This is a genomic window from Arthrobacter sp. LjRoot14, assembly GCF_964253905.1.
Classification (GTDB): Bacteria; Actinomycetota; Actinomycetes; order Actinomycetales; family Micrococcaceae; genus Arthrobacter.
This window is the reverse complement of the sequence record NZ_CAXURL020000001.1, coordinates 1-20,976: the sequence shown is the minus strand read 5'-3', so window position 1 is coordinate 20,976 and position 20,976 is coordinate 1. Positions and strand designations below refer to the sequence as shown.

The 20,976-nt window shown below is 63.6% G+C and carries 16 protein-coding genes and 2 tRNA genes; 3 read left to right on the top strand and 15 right to left on the bottom strand.

All coding sequences use genetic code 11. The features are described from left to right. Window positions 1-59 precede the first annotated feature (59 nt). Window positions 60-2,342 (bottom strand): immune inhibitor A domain-containing protein, encoded by a 2,283-nt coding sequence (locus ACSQ12_RS00090; protein ID WP_436063843.1) that lies wholly within the window; start codon window positions 2,340-2,342, stop codon window positions 60-62. Window positions 2,343-2,493: 151 nt separating this feature from the next. On the opposite strand from ACSQ12_RS00090, the gene ACSQ12_RS00085 reads away from it, so the two are divergent. After that, window positions 2,494-3,105 carry a DNA-3-methyladenine glycosylase I gene (locus ACSQ12_RS00085; protein ID WP_011689885.1) on the top strand — a complete coding sequence of 204 codons (612 nt, stop codon included), beginning with the start codon at window positions 2,494-2,496 and terminating at the stop codon, window positions 3,103-3,105. 1,003 nt (window positions 3,106-4,108) lie between these two features. On the opposite strand, the gene ACSQ12_RS00080 is transcribed toward ACSQ12_RS00085, so the two are convergent. After that, window positions 4,109-4,990 carry a rhomboid family intramembrane serine protease gene (locus ACSQ12_RS00080; RefSeq protein ID WP_436063842.1) on the bottom strand — a complete coding sequence of 294 codons (882 nt, stop codon included), beginning with the start codon at window positions 4,988-4,990 and terminating at the stop codon, window positions 4,109-4,111. A gap of 6 nt (window positions 4,991-4,996) precedes the next feature. Beyond that, window positions 4,997-5,542 (bottom strand): peptidylprolyl isomerase, encoded by a 546-nt coding sequence (locus tag ACSQ12_RS00075; protein ID WP_011689883.1) that lies wholly within the window; start codon window positions 5,540-5,542, stop codon window positions 4,997-4,999. Between the two features lie 155 nt (window positions 5,543-5,697). Here ACSQ12_RS00075 and ACSQ12_RS00070 point away from each other — a divergent pair, with 155 nt between their 5' ends. Continuing rightward, on the top strand, window positions 5,698-6,645 hold the full coding sequence (locus tag ACSQ12_RS00070) for a hypothetical protein (protein ID WP_436063841.1): 948 nt from the start codon (window positions 5,698-5,700) through the stop codon (window positions 6,643-6,645). Window positions 6,646-6,776: 131 nt separating this feature from the next. Next, window positions 6,777-7,652: a glycosyltransferase gene (locus tag ACSQ12_RS00065; protein WP_011689881.1), complete on the top strand. Its 876-nt coding sequence runs from the start codon at window positions 6,777-6,779 to the stop codon at window positions 7,650-7,652. A gap of 48 nt (window positions 7,653-7,700) precedes the next feature. Here ACSQ12_RS00065 and ACSQ12_RS00060 read toward each other — a convergent pair whose 3' ends face one another. The 12 genes from ACSQ12_RS00060 to dnaA form a co-directional block, all read right to left on the bottom strand. Further along, the gene (locus ACSQ12_RS00060; protein WP_011689880.1) at window positions 7,701-8,615 is read right to left on the bottom strand and encodes a DMT family transporter; all 915 of its coding nucleotides are present in this window, start codon (window positions 8,613-8,615) and stop codon (window positions 7,701-7,703) included. Between the two features lie 130 nt (window positions 8,616-8,745). Continuing rightward, window positions 8,746-8,821, bottom strand: a tRNA-Ala gene (locus tag ACSQ12_RS00055). A 72-nt stretch (window positions 8,822-8,893) separates the two neighbouring features. Further along, window positions 8,894-9,046 (bottom strand): DLW-39 family protein, encoded by a 153-nt coding sequence (locus ACSQ12_RS00050; protein ID WP_436063840.1) that lies wholly within the window; start codon window positions 9,044-9,046, stop codon window positions 8,894-8,896. A 23-nt stretch (window positions 9,047-9,069) separates the two neighbouring features. Beyond that, window positions 9,070-9,143: transfer RNA gene (locus ACSQ12_RS00045), tRNA-Ile, on the bottom strand. A 97-nt stretch (window positions 9,144-9,240) separates the two neighbouring features. Continuing rightward, on the bottom strand, window positions 9,241-9,888 hold the full coding sequence (locus tag ACSQ12_RS00040; RefSeq protein WP_209741805.1) for a DUF3566 domain-containing protein: 648 nt from the start codon (window positions 9,886-9,888) through the stop codon (window positions 9,241-9,243). Beyond that, on the bottom strand, window positions 9,885-12,593 hold the full coding sequence (gene gyrA, locus ACSQ12_RS00035; RefSeq protein ID WP_209741806.1) for a DNA gyrase subunit A: 2,709 nt from the start codon (window positions 12,591-12,593) through the stop codon (window positions 9,885-9,887). Before gyrA ends, ACSQ12_RS00040 begins: the two co-directional genes overlap by 4 nt. 65 nt (window positions 12,594-12,658) lie before the next feature. Then, entirely contained in the window at window positions 12,659-14,749 is a 2,091-nt protein-coding gene (gene gyrB / locus ACSQ12_RS00030; protein WP_209741807.1) for a DNA topoisomerase (ATP-hydrolyzing) subunit B, read from the bottom strand. A gap of 413 nt (window positions 14,750-15,162) precedes the next feature. Further along, window positions 15,163-15,720: a DUF721 domain-containing protein gene (locus ACSQ12_RS00025; RefSeq protein ID WP_011689876.1), complete on the bottom strand. Its 558-nt coding sequence runs from the start codon at window positions 15,718-15,720 to the stop codon at window positions 15,163-15,165. Beyond that, entirely contained in the window at window positions 15,717-16,922 is a 1,206-nt protein-coding gene (gene recF, locus ACSQ12_RS00020; protein WP_436063839.1) for a DNA replication/repair protein RecF, read from the bottom strand. Before recF ends, ACSQ12_RS00025 begins: the two co-directional genes overlap by 4 nt. Before the next feature lie 36 nt (window positions 16,923-16,958). Next, complete coding sequence (gnd, locus tag ACSQ12_RS00015; protein ID WP_209741809.1) at window positions 16,959-17,843, bottom strand: phosphogluconate dehydrogenase (NAD(+)-dependent, decarboxylating); 885 nt, start codon at window positions 17,841-17,843, stop codon at window positions 16,959-16,961. Between the two features lie 51 nt (window positions 17,844-17,894). After that, window positions 17,895-19,019, bottom strand: a complete 1,125-nt coding sequence (gene dnaN / locus ACSQ12_RS00010) for a DNA polymerase III subunit beta (RefSeq protein ID WP_209741810.1) — start codon at window positions 19,017-19,019, stop codon at window positions 17,895-17,897. A 535-nt stretch (window positions 19,020-19,554) separates the two neighbouring features. Then, window positions 19,555-20,976, bottom strand: a 1,422-nt coding sequence (gene dnaA / locus ACSQ12_RS00005; protein ID WP_209741811.1) for a chromosomal replication initiator protein DnaA, incomplete at its 5' end; no start/stop codon positions are given.

Below are 20,976 nucleotides of genomic sequence, written 5' to 3'. Positions count from 1 at the left end.
ACCGGCACATTGTGCCGGTCCGACTTTTTTGTTGCTGGTTTATTGCCGGCCGTTGCTCACTACTGGCCGGGGTTGAGCACGTGAATCGCCAGGTCGGTGCCGGCGTCGGACGTTACGGAAATCTCCACGCCGTGACCTGCGACTTTGACGCTTCCGTACGGGTTGTCGGAGCTGTAGTAGGCCAGCGGGTCGCTGTCCTTGAACACTCCAATCGGGGCGCTGCTCGGTGCGCAGGCGTCAAGTGAGCTGATCGACGTACTGCGCTTGGTACCGGTCTGCACTTCCTTCGCGATGCACAGCGGATCCGTAGCCTCCAAACCGAAGGTCGCGTCGAACGGCTGGCGGCTGTTGCCGGGCATCGTGCCGTCGGACCACTTCAGCGGCGCCGGCCGGGCATCCACGGGCAGCGCCGAACCGGCGCCGGGGTGCGCCGAAACGTTGTTGTCCGCGTACGAGTCGTCGACGTACCAGACCAGCATGCCGTTCTGGTACTTGAAGAAATCCACCCAATTCGGTGCCGTGATGCCCTTGGTGAAGGCATATGGGCCCTCCGCGAGCGTCGCGTCGAACCCCACGTACTCCCGGTTCTCCACGAGGTAGTACTGCTCAGTGGTCCGGGTGACGGAGCCGCTGCTCAGTTGCCACGAACCCTCGGCAACCCACTGTCCCGCGCCGGATTCGACGTCGTCACTCAGGATTACGGTCTTTCCGGCCGAAATCCTGATGTCGTCAATGAAGGCACCGGGGTTGTGGACGCCGCCGTCGGTCTGGTACCTGAAGCGGAACAACGATTCCAGGCCGGCGGCGTCGTAGGAGTAGCGCAGCTGCCCCCAGCCAGCCGCTCCGCTGAGCGCCCGTCCCGCTGATTTCCAGGTCTTGCCACCGTCGGTGGAGTACTCACCATAGAGGTAGTCGTAGTTCGCCTCTATGTCGTACCAGGCGTTCGCTGTAACGGTTACCCGCGACTGCGCCGGAACGGCATGGGTCAGGGATTCATTGAGGTTGTCCGCGCTGCCCGTCCACCATGCCTTGATCCCTGAGGAGGGAGCTGTGTAGTTCGTGGTGGTTGTCTTATCCGGCAGGTTCACGCGGACGGCCTGGTCCTTGCCGTCAACCTGAAGTTGGGACGGGTTCAGGACAAAGTCACCGCTGGAGCCCGCATTCACTGTGCTGTGGTCAAGCCAGCCAAGGAAAAGCTTCTCTTCGGGTCCCATCAGGCCCGGGGTGGTTCCGATCCCTTCATTGGCAGCAGAACCGTGGCCCAACCAGGAGCCTGAGCTCATGAGGGTCCAGAACGCTGTGCTGTTGGTGGCAGCTCCGGTGGTGTCATAGAAGTCCGGCAGTCCGAGGTCGTGGCCGAATTCGTGGGCAAAGACGCCGACTCCGCCGTTCTCGGGTTCCGTCGTGTAATCACCAAGCCAGTATTTTGAGGACCCGATCCGGGTACCGCCGGAGAGGTTACCCTCCGGTCCGGCAGAGCCGAACTGGTTGCCGAAGGCGTACCAGCGGTGGGACCAGATTGCGTCCTCACCCAGGGTGCCGCCGCCACCTTCCTCGCCTTCCCCGGCGTGGACCGCCTGGAAGTGGTCGATGTAACCGTCCGGTTCATCGAAGTTACCGTTCCCGTTGAAGTCGTAGCGGTCCCACACATCGAACTGTGCAAGGTACGCGTCAATTTCAGCCGGTGTCTTGCCGGCCGCCAGCTGGGAATCCCACCACGCGTTGCCGGAGTCCCGGACAAAAGCCCATGCGCCGCCCGTGTCCTCGGTGGCGTTGTCGCCGTAGAAGGATCCGTTGTTGGGCACCTTGACCCAGTTCGTCACCGTATTTGTTACCGAGTACTGATTGTTGGAGACGGCCTCGTAGTAGCCCTTCATTGATTCGCCGCTGCCATTGAAGAGTTCTTCGTAGTAAGCGGGGCTGAAGTCCTTGGTCCACAGCGTGGTGTTGTCCACCGAGCGGTCCGGTTCCGCAATCGTATTGTGCAACGGACCGGGCGTCGTTCCGAACCGCCCCGAGCCCTGGTCGCCGAACTCGGCCAGGATGGTGAAGATCTTGTCCTGCCTGGCGGTCTCTACCTCGGCGAACTTATCCGGCGCCAGCTGCACTACGCCGTCTTCATTGGCTTTCGCCTGCCCCTTGGCCACCTTTTCAAGGGCTGCCTTCCGCCGTTCAACGAGTTCCTTCGTCCGCGGTCCGGGGCGGTTGTCCTGCCGGATTGCCGCGGCGGCTCCGCCCGACCCGTCGTCAACAGGTGGTGCGGCTACGGCAGGGGCCTGGATGCTGAGCATCCCGAGAACGACCCCTGCCACGCCGGCCACGGCAATTTTGGTTTTCCTCACACGTACCTCCCAGTAATTTGTGATCAGAGCCACAGCATAATGTGAGAGTGCTCGTTCGGCTATGAGTTTCGCGGTCACCGGCGCATGTCCTTCCCGGTCGCTGAATATGCTGGAGTCTGCAGCACGGTGCAGGACTAGCTAAGGACCCCAGATGACCCCGGACGAACGCGGCACCATCATCGGCAGTGACGGCCTGGCCAGGCCACCGTGGGCTGCGGCGGACCCGCTGCTCCAGGCGTACTACGACACTGAATGGGGCATGCCGGTCCGTGACGAGCAGGGCCTGTTCGAACGCATCAGCCTGGAGGCCTTCCAGGCCGGATTATCCTGGGCCACCATCCTGCGAAAGCGACCCGCCTTCCGGTCTGCGTTCCACGACTTTCAGCCCGACACGGTGGCTGCGTTCACCGAAGAGGACGTCGAACGCCTGATGCTCGACGCCGGCATTGTCCGGAACCGGCTCAAGATCAGGGCCGCCATCACAAATGCCCGCGCCACCATCGCATTGCGGGACGACGGCGGTCTGGTGGACTTCGTCTGGAGCTTCCAGCCGTCGGTGACGCCACGACCGCAGAACCACGCAGAGATCCCCACAACATCGCCTGAGTCCGTTGCCCTGTCCAAAGCCCTGCGGGGCAAAGGTTTCGCCTTCGTGGGACCCACCACGATGCACGCGCTCATGGAGGCGATCGGCATGATTGACACCCACCTGGTGGATAGCCACAGGCGGGGCTCCTCGGGCGTGTGGACGGAGCGGCCCTGAGTTATCCCGAGCTGTGGGGAAACTTATCCACAGTGTTGAAAACTTCGGGACTGATGCACGGGACTTCCGCTGGCCACGGCCTGCGCGGACTCGCTCAGTGGATGAATAACAGGGTCGTAAGTTATTAACACTGTGGATTGTCTGTGGATAACCAGCCGGGGATCGGAAATTCGCCTGCGCGGGGGGCCTGACTCCGCCCTGGACTCCGGTTGCAGCCGACGGCGCCCGCGAGGCGGAGTTATCCACTTACGAACAACGCTATCCCCAGAAGTTATCCACAGGTGGGGATAAAGCGGGGGATAATTGGCTCCGCTGGGCCAAAGAGGGCGCCCTCCCGCTGAATTCCTTGGTCAGGCTGAGATCCGGCGAGTTATTAACACTGTGCATAACCTGTTGACTAGCTCCGGGACTGATCGCGATTGAGACGCCGATGGCGCTCTTCCGGCCCCCTGGAGCGGGCGGCGGGCAAATCCGTTTACTACGCCGCGGGGTGTTGACGGGCCGGCGAACAGATTCGGCACTGGCGCTAGCCGGTCAAGCACCCGTCCCGCCAGCCAAGTTGTCCACTTAACCACAGGCCGGAGGAACATCTTTATCCACAGATGTGGACAATCTCCCGGCTTCCTGTCGATAATCGCCAGCTGGCAAGGGCTCCGTGGGGGAGCGGGTCTGAACTACACGCATGTAAGTTACCAACAATGTGGATAACCACTGTGGAAAACTTCCCGGCGGGCGGCTGGCTCCTGGAGCACCGGACGGAAAGGGTTCGTTCTGGCATGCCGAAATCCTCTGAGGCCAAGTGTTGTGGGTCAGCAGGCGGCTTGGCGTGCGGCAGCGGGAAGCACGCGGGACTGCGGGATGGGTCGCAGACGCGGGATGGGCCCCAGGGCGGCGGCAAGGTTGTGTGTTTCCCAGGGCGGCGGACCGCAGGCAGCGGCATGGGCGTCCGCATACGCAGTCGCAGACCGTGCGGGTTAAAGGCCGGGAGGGGCCCGGGAAGTGCTTAGGCGCCGGCCATTCGCAAGGCGGTGGCCCCGACTAGCAGGCCCAGCACGAGCACAAGGCCTGCCGACTGCCAGAGCCAGCGTCGCGGACCGCGGGGGGCGTAAGCGATGGCTGCGGCGCAGGCAGCACCCGTGACCAGGCCGCCAAGGTGGGCCTGCCAGGCAATCTGGGGCACGATGAAGCCGATGACCCCATTGATGGCGATCAGCACCCAAAGCTGCTTCGTGTCCCCGCCGCGGTGGCGCTGTACCACCAGCATGGCGCCGAAGAGTCCGAAGATGGCACCGGACGCCCCCACGACGCCGGCGAGCTGCTGGCCAGGAGTATAGGCCGGCGTCAGCAGGAGGTAGCCCACGGATCCGCCTACCGCAGCCAGCAAGTAGAGCGCCAGGAAACGGATACGCCCGAGGAGGGGTTCAAGTGCCTGCCCGAACATCCACAGCATGTACATGTTCAGCACGATGTGAAGGATGAAACCCTGGGAATGGAGGAACGCGGAGGTCAGCATGCGCCATGGTTCGAAGACCCCGTACTCGGGGGTGGCGTAGACCGTGGCGAAGGCGAAATTTTGGTAGATCCCGTCATTGGGAACTATCCATTGGAGCACGTAGACGAGCGCGCATACCGCGATGATCCCGAAGGTCACCAGGGGCCGGCCGGCGACGGCGGTTCCGCCGTAGACCGTCCTGGCTGCCGGCGTCGTACGTTTTGTTTCGTTGACGCAGTCAATGCATTGGAATCCGACGGCGGCCGCCCGCTGGCATTCCGGGCAAGCCGGGCGCCCGCAGCGCTGGCACCGGACATAGGAAGGCCTGTCCGGGTGCCGGGGGCACACCGGAATCTGCGCGGACGGCTCGGCCGCCGGAATTCCGTAGCTCATGAGGGGTTAGAGCTGCTCGACATCGATGCTGTTAATAACAACGTCCTCGACCGGGCGGTCGCCCATGCCCGTGCGGACACCTTCGATGGCATCCACGACCTTCTTGGATTCCTCGTCAGCGACTTCACCGAAGATGCTGTGCTTGCCCTGCAGCCAGTCGGTGGGGATGGTGGTGATGAAGAACTGCGAGCCGTTGGTGCCCTTGCCCATCTGGATGCCGGCGTTGGCCATGGCCAGCTTGTACGGCTCGTTGAAGGTCAGCTCGGGGTGGATTTCGTCGTCGAACTTGTAGCCCGGTCCGCCCACGCCGCGGCCCAGGGGATCGCCGGCCTGGATCATGAAATCCTTGATGATGCGGTGGAAGATGGTGCCGTTGTACAGCGGGGTTCCGGTCTTGTCCTCACCGGTTTCCGGGTGGGTCCAGGCCTGCTCGCCCGTGGCCAGGCCAACGAAGTTCTTAACCGTCTTGGGCGCATGGTTGCCGAAGAGGTTGACGACGATGTCGCCGAGGCTGGTGTGGATGGTTGCTTTTGCAGTTGCGATGGCAGTCATAGGCCCATTGTTCCACGTCGGCCCAGCACGGCATCAGGCCTTCCAGCCAGTTCCGCGCTAGGTGAAATCGGCCGGAAATGGGTTCGAAGAATAGCCGGTGGAGGTCAATCCACGTAGGCTAACAACAGAACCGTCACATTAATCGGGAGGTAGTTGTGAAGAAATCGGATCGTATTGCCCGTGACCTGGAGCAGTCAGTCAGCAGCGCGGTAGAGAACGCCAAGGATTGGGCAGCCCCCCGCGTAGAAGCAGCCGTGGACTGGGCGGTTCCCCGCCTGCAGCACGGCATTGACACAGCATCCCCGAAGATCCAGGAAGGGCTCAAATCTGCGGCCCACAACTTGGCCGACGGCGTTGCCACCGTAACGCCGCGCATCCAGGACGGGCTCGCACACCTCGCGCCCAAGATCCATGACGTTGTGGACAGTGCCACCCCGCGCCTCCACGAAGCACTGGACAAAGCCACCCCCGTCATCTCCCAGGCCCGCGACCGCGTGGTGGTGGAATACCTGCCCAGGCTCTCGGACCAGATCGGCCACGCTTCCGAGGCAGTGCACCGCACGCTCGAAAGCGCACCGGCGCACGTGGATGCCGTCGCCCAGAAGCTTGCGGATTCCGGCGTTGTGCATTCCATCCAGGATCAGGCCCAGGCCGCAGGCCACCAACTCAAGGCCGCAGCAGCAGAGGCCACCCGGGTTGTCACCGGCGAAGTGGCCAAGCCGCAGAAGCCGAAGCACCGCGGACTTCTTATTTTCGGCGTCATCGCAGCAGCCGCCGCCGCCGGCGTCGCAGCATGGAAGGCGTCCAAGCCCGTTGAGGATCCTTGGAAGACCCCCGCGCCGGTAACGCCCGCACCAGTTGCCGCCACCACGGTCAACGACGTCACTGCCGCGGCCAAGGACGCCACGGCAACCGCTGGCGAAAAGGCCGTTGATGCAGCGGACGCCGCTGCCGATGCGTCAGACGACGCAGCGGCGAAGGCTGCCGACGCCGCCGAAGATGCCAAGGACGAGGCTGCCAAGGTTGCTACGGATGCCAAGACCGCTGTGAAGAACATCGCTTCGAGCATGAACAACGGTTCCGCCAAGGCAAACGAGAACTAGAAACCGGCCGTCACGGGACGGCATAACAACAGAGGAGGCCCGCACATTTGTGTGCGGGCCTCCTCTGTTGTTTCCCCGACCTTCACCCGCAGTCCCGGGCTGCGGCCCACAAGGGTGCTAAATTTGTGGTGATGTCACCCGATAGATCCCCCGAGGATGCCTCGCACGACGCTGCGCTTATGCCGGGCGTATCCATCGTCATACCGGCATACAACGAGGCAAGCGTCATCAGGCAGTGCCTCATTGCGGCCATCTACCAGTCGGTGCCGGCGGCGGAGATTATCGTTGTGGACAACATGTCCAAGGACCGCACAGCGGACATAGTGCGCCAGATGCAGCAGGAATATCCGGAAAGTCCCATCATCCTGTTGAGCCAGGATCGGGACCAGGGCCTCATCCCGACCCGGAATTTCGGCCTCAACCACGCCACCGGCGATGTCCTGGGCCGGATCGATGCAGACTCCGTGGTGGAACCGGACTGGGTGGAACAGGTCCAGAAGGCCTTCCTCGACCCCGCCGTCCAGGCTGCCACCGGCCCCGTGGTGTATTACGACATGCCGATGCGCCGCTTCGGGCTCAAAGCGGACGACAAGATGCGCCAGCTAATGCTCAAGCTTGCCAAGCACCAGTACCACTTCCTCTTCGGTTCTAATATGGCGCTGCGCCGTTCAGCCTGGGAAACCATCCGGGACGAAACCTGCCGGGATGAAAAAGACGAGATGCATGAGGACATTGATTTGTCCCTGCATCTGGCGGACCATGACCTGCGCGTGCAGTACTGGCCCCAGATGGTGTCCGGAATGTCCGCCCGCCGCCTCGAGGACTCACCGCGCGACTACCGGTACTACGTGACCAGGTTCGACCGAACCTATAAGGCCCACAACGTCAAGAAGATGGCCCTCAAGGCACCCATGGTGGTGTTCTTCTCCGTGTACTTCCCGGCCAAGCTCCTGCGGGCCATTCACACCGTGAACTCCGCCCAGCCCGTGCGCCGCGGCGGCCAGTAGCTCCAGCCCGGCTCTCAGGCCCGGCGCCCCCACCAGCACCAGCGGGGCTCAGTCCGTTCCCAGCTCCGCCAGGCGGGCTTCGCCGGCCGGCGGGGGCCGCCTGCGCCGCTGCCCGGCCACCACGACGGCAAGCCCTACCAGAATGAGTGCCAGCCCGGCATAGGTGCCTCCCGGCAACGTCTCAGCCAGGAACACGGCGGCCAGCACCGCGGCACCGGGAATCTCCAGCAGGATGATCATCGAAACCAGCAGCGGGCTCATGGTGGCCAGCAGGTGGTTGAAGGCCGTATGCCCCACCAGCTGGGCGCACACGGTAATGGCCACGATCCCCAGCCAGCCGGCCGCCTCAAAGCCCACGAGCGGCTGTCCGGAAGCGAGGGCCAGCACGGCAACCAAGGACGCGCACATGCCGTAGCAGAGCGTCGTATAGGTACCGGTGGTCATGGTTTCGCGTGCCTTGCCGCCCGCCAGCGTGTAGAGGCCGGCCAGCGCGCCTCCTGCCACCGCCAGAACGTCCCCGAGCAGGGCATCCGGCGAGGTGCCCATGTCGAACCCCGTGATGGCGACAACGCCGCCGAACGCCATTCCAAGGCCCACCAGTACCTGCCAGCGGTGGCGTACACCCCTGAACAGCTGGAACACTGCGATCCAGCCGGACTGGAGGCAGACCAGCGCCGTGGCCGCGGCTACGGACGTGAGCTGGAGGGAGGTGATGAAACACGCGAAGTGCAGGGCAAGAGCCACTGCAGCCAGGGCCGACCAGCGGAACTCGCGGCGCGTCACCTTACCAAACTGCCGGGGATTGCCCACCAGGACGGGGGTGGCCATCACGACGGCTCCGATGGCATTCCGCCAAAAGGCGATGGCCAGCGCACTGACAGTGGTGGCGCCCAAGGTGGCGGCGATGAGGGGCCCGGATGAGGCCACGCCGAGCACGCCCAAGGTGGCAAGGAAGAAGGTCACCGTTCCAACAGTAATGGTGCCTCCGTGGAGCCGGCGCCGTGGGCTGTCATGGACGACTAGGCGAAGCGCAACGACTGAGTGCAAAGCAAAAGGCCCCGGATTGCGTTTCCGCATTCCGGGGCCTTCCTTATGGTGGAGGCACGGGGACTCGAACCCCGAACCCCCTGCTTGCAAAGCAGGTGCGCTACCAATTGCGCCATGCCCCCATAAGAAGCAACCCGACAATCATACCCTAGTTCCGGAGGCCTTCTTACCAGCGTCCAGACCGGGGATCCGAACTAATCGACCGTGTCAGTCGATTCGCTCCAGACCGTTTTCCGGGCTTCGGATTCCTGCACCTTCTTGAAAAGCAAAGCGCCTGCGACAGCCACTGCAACAACCAGCAACTTCTTCACATGCACCCCGTTCCGGTCCGGTTTTACCCGAACCATTTCCAAAACCTGTGCAGGTTCCGTGGGCGTACCAGGACTTGAACCTGGGACCTCTTCGTTATCAGCGAAGCGCTCTAACCGCCTGAGCTATACGCCCCGATGCCTCATCGGGCCGAGACATGACTTTACAGCACATCCCGGCCCGATCTCAAATCGAGGCATTTCGCGGGTGGAATCCCGCGAAATTCCGCGGACTAATCGTCCGTGAGGGTCACACCGATGCCGCCGACGAGGGTGGCAGAAATGTTGTACAGCACGGCGGAAAGCATCGACAGGGCAGTCAGGAGCACAACGTTCACCACGGCGATGATGACCGCGAACGAGGCCACCTGGCCCAGCGAAGCAACCTTCTTCAGTTCGAAGCCGCCGCCTTCGGAACCGGCGAGGGTTCCCAGCAGGCTGTCCACCTGGTCGAAGATGCCCGTCAGGTCCAGGACGGTCCACAGGACGATTGCCGCAACGACAGTGACGATGCCGAGGGCAACCGACAGCAGGAAGGCCATCTTCAGCACGGACCAGGGGTCCACTTTGCTGATGAGAAGCCGTGCACGGCGGACCTTGGCCTTCGGAGCCGGCTTAACCAGGCCCGGGGCACCCTGGGCGCCGCCCTGGGCAGGGCGCTGGGCCGGGGCCCCGGGGCGTTGACCCTGGGGTGCCTGGCCGGGGCGCTGTCCCTGTGCCGGGCGCTGACCGGGGACCACCGGGCGCTGGGCCGGAGCACCCGGCGTCGAAGGCCGCTGCTGGGGACGTACGGGGGCGTTCACGCGCGGAGCGGACGCCGGCTGCCTGATCCCGCCGGGAGTGTTGCTGTTCGGCTTGGGATATGAGTCGGAATTACTCACTCGTTACCTCCGGTATTTTCTTCGTCCAGCTCAACGTCGTCCGATGACTCGTCGGATTCCACGGCCGGTGCTGAATCTGCCTCTGCGGACCCGCCATGGGATCCGGCACCTTCAGCCAACGTTACGTCATCCCCGGCCGCAGCCGGGCTTCCTGCCGGGTTTTCCGGGTCGATGGCTTCGGCCTCCTCACCCTCCAGGCCGCGTTCGCTGTTCCGCGCCACCTCGATGATGCGGTCGTTCTTGTCCGGCTTGGCGAAGATGACGCCCATGGTGTCGCGGCCCTTGGCGGGCACTCCGGCCACCGAGGACCGGACCACCTTGCCGCCTTCCATGACGACGAGGACTTCGTCCTCCTCCTGGACAATGAGCGCACCTACCAGGTGGCCCCGCTCTTCCTGGTATTTTCCGACCTTGATACCAAGTCCGCCGCGGCCCTGGAGGCGGTATTCCTCCACTGCGGTCCGCTTGGCATAGCCGCCCTCGGTGACGATGAAGACGAACGAGCCGTCCTTGACGACGTCGGCCGCCAACAATTCATCGTCCTCGCGGAACTTCATGCCGGTCACGCCGGACGTGGCACGGCCCATCGGGCGCAGCGCATCGTCGGTGGCCGTGAATCGGATGGACTGGCCCATTCGTGAAACCAGCATCAGGTCATCGGTTTCCGAGACAAGCTGGGCGGAGACGAGTTCGTCGCCGTCGCGCAGGTTGATCGCGATGACGCCGGCGGAACGGTTGGTGTCGTAGTCCTCCAGGCGGGTCTTCTTCACCAGGCCGCGCTTGGTGGCCAGCACCAGGTACGGGGCATGCTGGTAGTCGCGGAGGTCCAGCACCTGGGCAATGTGCTCGTCCGGCTGGAACGCCAGCAGGTTGGCAACGTGCTGGCCCTTGGCATCACGTCCCGCTTCCACGAGTTCGTAGGCCTTGGCGCGGTAGACGCGTCCCAGGTTGGTGAAGAACAGCAGCCAGTGGTGCGTGGTGGTGACGAAGAAGTGTTCCACAACGTCGTCGCCGCGCAGCTGGGCGCCCTTGATGCCCTTGCCGCCGCGCTGCTGTGAGCGGTAATTGTCGCTGCGCGTGCGCTTGACGTAGCCGCCGCGGGTGATGGTGACCACCATTTCCTCTTCGGGAATGAGGTCTTCCATGGACATGTCGCCGTCGAAGCCCATCAGGATCTTCGTGCGGCGGTCATCCCCGTGCTTGGCGACAATCTCGGAAAGCTCGGTGCTGATGATCTCGCGCTGGCGCTCCTCCGAGGCGAGGATGGAGTTGTACTCCGCAATCAGGGCCTCAAGTTCGGCGTGCCGGTCCTGGATCTTCTGGCGTTCCAGCGCTGCAAGCCGGCGCAGCTGCATGTCCAGGATGGCCCGGGCCTGCAGCTCGTCGATGTCCAGCAACTGCATGAGGCCGTCGCGGGCCGCTTCGGTGGTGTTGGATGCGCGGATGAGGGCAATGACTTCATCCAGCATGTCCAGAGCCTTGAGGAGGGCGCGCAGAATGTGCGCCTCTTCTTCGGCCTTGCGCAGGCGGTACCGGGTCCGGCGGGCGATGACGTCCATCTGGTGGGCAACCCAGTGGCGGATGAAGGCATCCAGGCTGAGGGTCCGCGGCACGCCGTCGACAATGGCCAGCATGTTGGCCGCGAAGTTGTCCTGCAGCTGGGTGTGCTTGTAGAGGTTGTTCAGCACCACCTTCGCCACGGCGTCGCGCTTGAGCACAATCACCAGCCGCTGGCCGGTGCGGCCGGAGGTCTCGTCCCGAAGGTCGGCGATGCCGGAGATCTTGCCGTCCTTGACCAGCTCGGCGATCTTGATGGCCAGGTTGTCCGGGTTGGCCTGGTACGGCAGTTCGGTGACCACCAGGCAGGTACGGCCCTGGAGTTCCTCAACATTCACCACGGCCCGCATGGTGATGGATCCGCGGCCGGTCCGGTAGGCGTCCTCGATCCCCTTGTGGCCCAGGATGGTGGCACCGGTCGGGAAGTCCGGGCCCTTAATGCGCAGCAACAGCTCTTCCAGCAGCTCTTCGCGGCTGGCGGTCGGGTTGGCCAGGTACCACTGCACGCCGTCGGCAACCTCGCGGAGGTTGTGCGGCGGAATGTTCGTGGCCATGCCGACGGCGATGCCCGAGGAGCCGTTGACCAGCAGGTTGGGGAAGCGGGCCGGCAGGATGGTGGGTTCCTGGTTCTTGCCGTCATAGTTGTCCTGGAAATCGACGGTTTCCTCGTCGATGTCGCGGACCATCTCCATGGCAAGCGGAGCCATTTTGGTTTCGGTGTACCGCGGCGCGGCTGCGCCATCATTGCCGGGCGAACCGAAGTTGCCCTGGCCCAGGGCCAGCGGGTAGCGCATGGTCCAGTCCTGGATCAGGCGGACCAGGGCATCGTAGATGGCGGTGTCGCCGTGCGGGTGGTACTGGCCCATGACCTCGCCCACCACGCGGGCGCACTTGTTGAAGGAGCGGTCCGGGCGGTAGCCGCCGTCGAACATGGCGTAGAGAACCCGGCGGTGGACCGGCTTGAGGCCGTCGCGGACGTCCGGCAACGCGCGGCCGACAATAACGGCCATGGCGTAGTCAAGGTAGGAGCGCTGCATTTCCGTCTGCAGGTCCACCTGCTCCACGCGGTCGACCAGCACGTCGCCCTCCAAAACGGGCTCAACGGGGCCGGCGGAATCCGCGGGAACCTCGGGTGTTTCGTCACTCATAGTCTATATTTTCCGTTTCAGGTATATGTCGCTTCAAGAATACTTACGGGCCGTTCGGAGGCCTGTTAGATATCCAGGAACCTGACATCCTTGGCGTTTTGCTGAATGAAGTTTCGGCGTGATTCAACGTCTTCGCCCATCAGCACGGTGAAGATCTGGTCGGCCGCGAGGGCGTCGTCCATGGTGACCTGCAGCAGTGTCCGGTGGTCAGGATCCATGGTGGTGTCCCACAGTTCCGTGTAGTCCATCTCGCCAAGGCCCTTGTAGCGCTGGATGCCGTTGTCCTTCGGAATGCGGCGCCCTGCTGCCTGCCCAGCCAGGAGCCGGGCGTCGCGTTCCCGGTCGCTGTAGACATAATCGTGGGGGGCGTTGGACCATTTGATCCGGTACAGCGGCGGCTGGGCCAGGTAAACATAGCCGTTCTCAATCAGCGGCCGCATGTAACGGAACAGCAGTGTCATCAGCAGGGTGGTGATGTGCTGGCCGTCCACGTCGGCATCTGCCATGAGCACGATCTTGTGATAGCGCAGCTTGGCGAGGTCGAAGTCCTCGCCGATGCCGGTGCCGAAGGCAGTGATCATGGATTGGACCTCATTGTTGCCGAGGGCCTTGTCCAGGCGTGCACGCTCAACGTTCAGGATCTTGCCTCGCAGCGGGAGGATGGCCTGTGTTTCCGGGTTCCGGCCGCGCTTGGCCGAACCGCCGGCGGAGTCACCCTCCACGATGTAGACCTCGCATTTCTCCGGGTCCTTCGAGGAGCAGTCTGACAACTTGCCCGGCATGCCGAAGGACTCCAGCGGGCTCTTGCGGCGTGCGTTGTCGCGGGCCTTGCGGGCGGCCATGCGGGCCTGCGCTGCGGAAATTGCCTTGCGGATGACGTCGCGGGCCGGGCCGGGATTGCGCTCCAGCCAGTCGCCCAGGCCGTCCGTGACCACGCGCTGGACGAAGCCCTTGACCTCGGAGTTGCCGAGTTTGGTCTTGGTCTGGCCTTCGAACTGGGGTTCCGCCAGCTTCACGGAAATGACGGCGGTGAGGCCTTCGCGGATGTCGTCACCCGTGAGGTTGTCGTCTTTTTCCTTGATGATGTTCTTCTCCCGCGCGTAGCGGTTGATGAGCGACGTCATGGCGGCACGGAAACCCTCTTCGTGGGTTCCGCCCTCGTGCGTGTTGATGGTGTTGGCGTAGGTGTGGACGCTCTCGGAGTATGCGTTGGTCCACTGCATCGCCATTTCCAAGGCGATTTTCCGTTCTTTGTCCTCGGTTTCGAAGGCGATGACGTCCTCATGGACAACGTCTACCTTCTTGCCGGAGTTCAGGTGTTTCACGTAGTCCAGCAGGCCGTCATCATACTGGTACACAACCGTCCGGTATTCGGCGGCGACTTCGCCTTCGGTGGGAACGGTATCGAGATCCAGGTCCTCGTCTTCTGACGATTCCAGCGCATCGCGGCGCTCGTCCGTCAGCGTGATGCGCAGGCCCTTGTTGAGGAACGCCATCTGCTGGAAGCGGGCACGCAGCGTTTCGAAGTCGAATTCCGTGCTCTCGAAGATGCTGGCATCGGGATAGAACGTCTGCGTCGTACCGGTCTGGTCCGTCTCTTCGCCCTTGACGAGGCTGCCCTGGGGTTTGCCGCCGTCGGCGAAGGACATCCGCCAGACGTGGCCCTGGCGCCGCACTTCGGTGTCCACGCGGCTGGAAAGCGCGTTGACCACGGAGATGCCCACGCCGTGCAGGCCGCCGGAGACGGCATATCCGCCGCCGCCGAACTTTCCGCCGGCGTGCAGGATGGTCATGACAACCTCAACCGTGGGCTTGTGCTCGGTGGGGTGCATGTCCACCGGGATGCCGCGGCCGTCGTCCACCACTTTAACGCCGCCGTCGGCCTGCAGAACTATTTCGATGTGGGTGCAGTACCCGGCCAGGGCTTCATCCACGGAGTTGTCCACCACTTCGTACACGAGGTGGTGGAGGCCGCGGGGCCCCGTGGAGCCGATGTACATGCCGGGACGTTTCCGGACAGCTTCGAGTCCTTCAAGGACGGTGATGTCGCTCGCACCGTACCCCTTGCGTTCGGCTGCCTCCGCCGGCGCATCAGGTGTACGGGCATCCTCAGCTGCGGGTTCCACTGCCGGGATATCTGCATTGTCGTTAGCCACAGGCGCTTTCGACTCCTCTGTATTCGTATGGCCGGCCGTCACCGTCTCCGATAGAAGAGGCTCCTGCCAACAGGCACGTCACTGATGACGCCGATTACTTCGTTGGCTGTCGGAACCGTGCCCCGGCCGCAAAAAAGCGCCGGAAAACGGACTCAGTCAACGTTTCACCGGCGCCCAGTTATCTACCACGATTCTACCGTGCTGGAGAGCGTAATCCCGCATTCCAGGCCCGTAAACGCGCGGGAATATGGTGCTGGCAGGCCGTGGGCCCCGCCTGCAAGGCTCCAGGGGTCCGGGTTCTGGGTTCCTATACGGCCACGGGGCGTTGGAGCGCCCTACACGCCGTTTGGCCATTTTTCAAGAGTCCGTGCCAGCGGCTGCCGGGGACGCAGGGGCAGCCAAGGTGTTCCGCGCTATCCGTACGTGTCGCGGGGACCGCGGCCGTTGACCGTCCGCCCGCCCTTCCGCCAGCTCGGAGCCGCCGGTCCAAGGACCTGGATCTTGGTGACTACGCCCTCGCCCAGTTCGGTCCGGAACTTCTCCAGGAGGCTGAAGCTGAGCAGGCGCAGCTGGGTGGCCCACGCCGTGGAATCGCACCGCACATGGAGCGTGGTGTCGGTGAAGCTCTCCGGGGTGCAGTGCGCCGAAATTTCCGGTCCCACAAGGGTGCCCCACTCCGCCATCACGGAACCGACCGCCACCGGTGACGTCCAGCCGCGTTCGGCCACCAGCCGTCCCACCACTTTGCCCAGGCCCAGGGGGTCCCGGCCCGTGCCGTGGAACTGGGTGAAACCCCGGGTCCCCGCGCTGCTGCGTCCCGGTTTCTTGGCTGCGCCGCCGGGAAGCGGAGCCTTGCGGCGGATTTCACCGCGGGCAGCGGCCGCCTCGCGCATCCTGTTGAGCGCGGCCTGGGCAGCGTCGATGTCGTCGGGATCGCGGCCCGGCTGCAGGCCGCCAGCATCTTTATTCATCGAGATTCCGACTCATCGATTCCTCCGGGGACCACCTTCACCCGCCGCCCGGCCAGCTCTTCGGGGATATCGGCGTCGACGGCGGCGGTCACCAGCACCTGTTCGGCACCGGATACTATTGCCGCCAGTTTACGCCGGCGCTGGACGTCGAGTTCGGCAAACACGTCGTCAAGGATAAGGATCGGTGCGGAGCCTCCGGTGCGCGCGTCGTCGAGCATCACGTAGTAGGACGCCAGCCGCAGGGACAGGCACATGGACCACGTTTCGCCGTGCGAGGCATACCCTTTCGCCGGCGCCTCGCCGAGGATGAGTTCGACGTCGTCGCGGTGAGGCCCCACAAGGGAAATACCCCGTTCCAGTTCCTTGCGGCGGGACGCCGCAAAAGCCTGCACGTAGCGTTGGGTGAGTTCATCGACGGACAGTGTCCGGAGGTCCTCAACGCGTTCGACGGCGGCGGGTTCCGCAGCGTAACCGGCGCCGGCGCCGTCGTCGTCCATCATTCCCTGGAGCGTGGACCGGTAGATCGCGTCCGCCTCCTTGGACCCGTCAGTCAGCTGGGTATAGGCAGCTTTCAGGTGGGGCCGGATCCGTTCCACCAGTTCCAGGCGCGCGTGAAGCAGCTCGGCGCCGGCCCGGGCCATGTGCTGGTCCCACACATCCAGGGTGGCCTCGTGGCCGGCAGTGAATTTGCCGGCCCGGCCCGATTTGAGCAGCGCATTGCGCTGCTTGAGGACGCGGTCGTAATCCGATCTGGTGGCGGAATGTCGCGGCATGAGGCTGACCAGCAACTCGTCGAGGAAACGCCGGCGGTTGGACGGATCCCCCTTCACCAGTGCAAGGTCTTCCGGTGCAAAGAGAACCGTCTGGCAGATGCCCAGGATGTCGCGGGCACGGACAGGATTGCTGCGGTTGATGCGTCCGCGGTTCGCGCGGCTGCCGTTGATTTCCAGCTCCAGCACAGTGGACTGCCCGCCCCGGACCAGCTTGGCCCTGATCAGCGCGCGCTCGGTACCGAAGCGCAGCAGGGGGGCGTCCGAACTCACGCGGTGCGAACTGAGCGTAGCAAGGTACCCGATGGCCTCCATGAGGTTGGTCTTGCCGATGCCGTTGTACCCCACAAGTACTGTCACGCCGGGCTCGAGGGTGAGGTCCACCTGGGCATAACTGCGAAAATCGGTCAGCGAGAGCTTTTCTAGGTACACGCGGTCTTCAGGATTCCCGGACTGCTCGGAGTGCCGCTACTTGGCCGGACGGGTGGCATGCCCGCCGAACTGGTGGCGCAGCGCGGACACCATCTTCATGGCCGGCGAGTTGTCCTCGCGGGACGAGAAGCGGGCAAACAAAGCCGCTGTGATGGCTGGCGCAGGAACCGCATTGGCGATTGCCTCTTCCACGGTCCAGCGTCCTTCCCCGGAATCCTCGACGTAGTCGTCGATCGAGGCCAGGCCCGGATCCTCGTCCAGGGCCTTGACCATGAGGTCCAGCAGCCAGGAACGCACAACCGTTCCCTTCTGCCAGGCGCGGAAAGTGCCCGGCAGGTCCGTGACGATGTCCTTGGCAGCCAGCAGTTCGTAGCCCTCTGCGTAGGCCTGCATAAGCCCGTATTCGATGCCGTTATGCACCATTTTCGCGTAGTGGCCTGCACCAACGCCGCCAACGTGGACGAAGCTGTCCGCCCGATCACCCTCGGGGCGGAGTGCGTCGAAAGCGGGCATGGCCCGTTCAATGTCGGCGGCATCGCCGCCAGCCATCAGGCCGTAGCCGTTCTGCAGGCCCCACACACCGCCGGACACTCCGCAGTCCGCGAAACGGATGCCCTTCTCGGCCAGCGCGGCGCCGTGCTTCTGGTCTTCGGTGAAACGGGAATTGCCGCCGTCGATCACCAGGTCGCCGGCGTCCAGCTTGGAACCCAGCTCGGTAATGACGGCGTCGGTGATCTCGCCTGCCGGAACCATGACCCAGATGACGCGCGGAGCCGGAACGGCCGCGATGAGCTCGTCCACCGTGGCCACGTCCGTGACGTCAGGGTTGCGATCGAAGCCGGTGACTTCCACGCCGCCCTTGCGCAGCCGCTCGCGCATGTTGAAACCCATTTTTCCAAGGCCGATTAGTCCGATGTGCACGGTAGGAGCTCTTTTCTGCGCTGGTGTGGTGGAAGGGGCCGCGGCTGCTGCCTAGTTGGGCAGGCGCACCGGCATGACCAGGTAACGGTAGTCGTCCTGGTCTTCGCCGTCGGCGTCGACCTGTGCCGTGATCATGGCGGGCTTGGGTGCCGTGGTGAAGGAGAAGCGTACGAACTTGGTTTCGATTACGCTCAGGCCCTCAATCAGGTAGTGCGGGTTGAATGCAACCGTGATTTCATCGCCGGTCAGCTGGGCTTCAAGTTCTTCCGAAGCCTGCGCGTCTTCGCCGGTGCCCGCGTCCAACTGGAGCTGGCCGTCGGTGAACGCCAGCCGGACAGGCGTATTGCGTTCGGCAACCAGGGATACGCGCCGGACAGCCTCGACCAGTTCCTGGGTCTGTACCGTGGCGTGGATCGGGGTGGCATCCGGGAACAGTGAGCGGATCTTGGGGTAGTCGCCATCCACGAGGAGGGACGTGGTGGTGCGTCCGCCGCTTTCGAAGCCGATGAGCCGGCTGTCGTCATCCGCCAGGGCGAGGTTGATGTCACCGCTGTTGCCCAGCGTTTTTGCAACCTCATTCAAGGTTTTGGCCTTGACCAGGGCACTGGTGGAGATTCCCGGGGTGACGGGCTTCCAAGGTACCTCGCGCATGGCCAGACGGTAGCGGTCGGTGGCCAGCAGGGTGATGAGGTCGTCCTCGATTTCCATCCGGACGCCAGTGAGGATCGGCAGGGTGTCGTCCTTGCTGGCGGCGATGATCACCTGGGATACGGCCTGGGCGAAGGAATCGCCCGGGACTGTTCCGCTGATGGTGGGCAATGCCGGCAGTGGCGGGTATTCCGCCTCGGGCATGGTGGCCAGGTGGAAGCTGCTCCGCCGGCAGGTGAGCGTGACTTTGTTGCCATCGGTTTCAACGTCGACGGGAGCAGACGGCAGGCTGCGGCAGATGTCTGCGAGCAGGCGGCCGGATACCAGGATGGTGCCCTCAACGCTGATGTCGGCCGGGATTTCAAGGCGGGCCGACGTTTCGTAGTCAAAGCTCGAGAGGCTGACGGTGCCTGCTTCGGCTTTGAGGAGGAGCCCGGAAAGCACCGGAACCGGAGGCCGCGGAGACAACGACCGGGCGGTCCATGTGACGGCTTCTGCCAGGACGTCCCGTTCGACTCTGAACTTCACGGAAGGGTGCCGCCTTTCATTGCTGCTGCCATTTTTTCAACGCGAACTCCCGCAGGGAGCTCGAAAAACCTGCCCCCGGACACCGGAACCTGCATGGTCCGCGCTTGCTGAACCACAAACAGACCCAAGGATGGGAGCGCTGCTGACAGCTTAGCCGGAAGATTCAGGATTTCCCCATCCCCGGTCGGCCCGGAGGCCCCTCGGGGCCGAGGCCACGAGGCTCTGTGCGGCGGGGAACGAGATTGTTGTTTGAGGGAATTTCAATTTCTTGGGATTAGTAGTGTTAATAACTGCTGTGGAAACTGTGGATAACCCTGTCCCACGGCACGATTCCGCGGTTAAGCCCTGTTCATCCGTTGTGGGCGACGCAGGTTTTAAACAGGGTGTGGATGGGGACAACTTTTTTGGCCGTTTCGCTGATCCACAGATGCCTTAAGGGTTTTAAGCCCATTAACCGCGGTTGTCCCCTTAAGTATCCACAGGCTTATCCACATGCGCCTGTTAATAAGGTAAGAGTGCGGGGCGGAAGCCCGGCTTAGGAATCCCGCTGCTGCTGCTTGATGCGGTTGGTCAGCTCCGTAACCTGGTTGTAGATCACACGACGCTCGGCCATCAGTTCACGGATCTTGCGGTCTGCGTGGATCACGGTGGTGTGGTCCCGGCCGCCGAGTTCCTGTCCGATCTTGGGAAGCGACATGTCCGTCAGCTCCCTGCACAGGTACATGGCGATCTGGCGGGCGGTCACGAGCGTGCGCGTCCGGGACTTGCTGCAGAGCTCTTCCATGCTGAGTTTGAAGTAGTCGGCTGTCTGGGTCAGGATCTGCGCCGAGGTAATCTCCTGGGCGCCGTCGTCCGTGATCAGGTCCTTGAGGACCATTTCGGCGAGGGCAACGTCCACCGGTTGCCGGTTCAGGCTGGCGAACGCGGTGACACGGATGAGTGCACCTTCGAGTTCGCGGATGTTGCTGGAGATTTTGGACGCGATGTACTCCAGCGCGTCGTCCGGTGCGGACAGACCTTCACTGAGGGCCTTCTTGCGGAGGATCGCAATACGGGTTTCCAGTTCCGGCGGCTGGATGTCGGTCAGCAGGCCCCACTCGAAGCGGGACTTCATCCTGTCCTCGAATCCCGCGAGCAGCTTGGGCGGCTGGTCGGAGGTGATGACTACCTGCTTGTTGTTGTTGTGGAGCGCATTGAACGTGTGGAAGAACTCCTCCAGCGTGCGGTCCTTGCCGGCCAGAAACTGGATGTCGTCGATCAGCAGGACGTCCACGTTGCGGTACGTGGTCTTGAAGCTGGTGCCTTCATCGTCCCGGATGGAGTTGATGAAGTCGTTGGTGAATTCTTCGGAGTTCACGTAGCGCACCCGGATGCCGCTGTAGAGGCGGCGGGCGTAGTGCCCGATCGCGTGCAGCAGGTGGGTCTTTCCCAGGCCGGAGTCACCGTAGATGAACAGCGGATTGTAGGCCTTGGCCGGTGCTTCAGCGACGGCGACGGCTGCGGCGTGCGCGAACCGGTTCGATGAACCGATCACGAAGGTGTCGAAGACGTACTTCGGGTTGAGCCGGCCGAATTCGTGGGACGTGCTCGGCAGCATGGGCTGCGGCTTCAGTTCCACGGTGGGATCAGTCGCGAGGGAAAGTTCGACGGCGGGTTCGGGTTCGGTGTGGAGCGGCACCAGATCGGTGTCCACATCGATGGCGCAGCGGATGTCGTCGGAGAAAACGTTATGCAGGGCGTCGTCGAGTGCTTCTTTGACCTGGGTCTGCAGGACTTCGCGGGTGAGCTCATTGGGCACTGCCACCAGGAGGGTTGAGCCGATAAGGCCCTGTGCCTGGGCGAGGATCACGAAGCCGCGCTGCCGGGGTGAAACCCGGTGGTCCTGCTCCAGAAGACTCACAACCCGCCGCCAGGAACTTCCGACAGTATTCGCGTGGTTGGCTTCGTCTACTGTCAT